We start from the raw sequence: 763 nt of genomic DNA, 5'->3' as shown, positions 1-763 counted from the left end.
ATCTACGGATCAATCGGTGTGTGCCCGTCCCCGTAGCTTTTCGCAGCTTATCACGCCTTTCATCGCCTCTGAGAGCCAAGGCATCCCCCATACGCCCTTATTTTGCTTATTGTACCAATCATAAAATTAATTATGACCGTTTTTTTTTGTTTTTTATTATCTGTATTACTACTTATAACAAAAAACGCTTTCTACTTTTTATTATTTCTTATCTCAATATGTCAATGAACTTTTATTTACTACTTTTATAGTAAATCAGTGGAGAATAACGGAGTCGAACCGTTGACCTCCTGCGTGCAAGGCAGGCGCTCTAGCCAGCTGAGCTAATCCCCCATTTTGCAATCTTAGATTGTAGAATTCAGATTTTAGATTTCTTAATTCTTCTCTAATTTCTTTGGTGAATTCCAACTTCTAGAATTTCCTTTTTTTAAGCTTTTCAGTCTTTTTAAGTTGTTTTTAATTATAAATTTTTGATTTTTAATTAATTCTCTTAAAAAGTAGTCCCGGGCAGACTCGAACTGCCGACCCCTACATTATCAGTGTAGTACTCTAACCAGCTGAGCTACGAGACTCTGTTTTACTTAAATTTATTATTTGAACTAACAGCAAGAGTAATAAAATTTCATGATTCAGAAACATTTAGATCTGCATCTTTTTTCCTAACCGTGCAATTGCTTGCTAACACTTAGGCTCTAGAAAGGAGGTGTTCCAGCCGCACCTTCCGGTACGGCTACCTTGTTACGACTTAGCCCTAGTTACCAGT

The 763-nt window shown here is 36.8% G+C and carries 2 tRNA genes and 2 rRNA genes; all 4 read right to left on the bottom strand.

What is annotated here, in order from left to right:
• Positions 1 to 111: ribosomal RNA gene (locus ACHRV3_RS22975) — 23S ribosomal RNA — on the bottom strand; the annotation flags it as partial.
• Positions 112 to 259: 148 nt separating this feature from the next.
• A tRNA-Ala gene (locus ACHRV3_RS22970) sits at positions 260 to 333 on the bottom strand.
• A 165-nt stretch (positions 334 to 498) separates the two neighbouring features.
• Positions 499 to 572: transfer RNA gene (locus ACHRV3_RS22965), tRNA-Ile, on the bottom strand.
• 124 nt (positions 573 to 696) lie between these two features.
• Positions 697 to 763: ribosomal RNA gene (locus ACHRV3_RS22960) — 16S ribosomal RNA — on the bottom strand; the annotation flags it as partial.

This window comes from Flavobacterium sp. FlaQc-49, assembly GCF_044005985.1.
In the GTDB taxonomy this organism is placed as follows: Bacteria; Bacteroidota; Bacteroidia; order Flavobacteriales; family Flavobacteriaceae; genus Flavobacterium; species Flavobacterium cupriresistens.
Note: the sequence above shows the minus strand (reverse complement) of the source record. Positions and strands in the feature narration are given on the sequence as shown.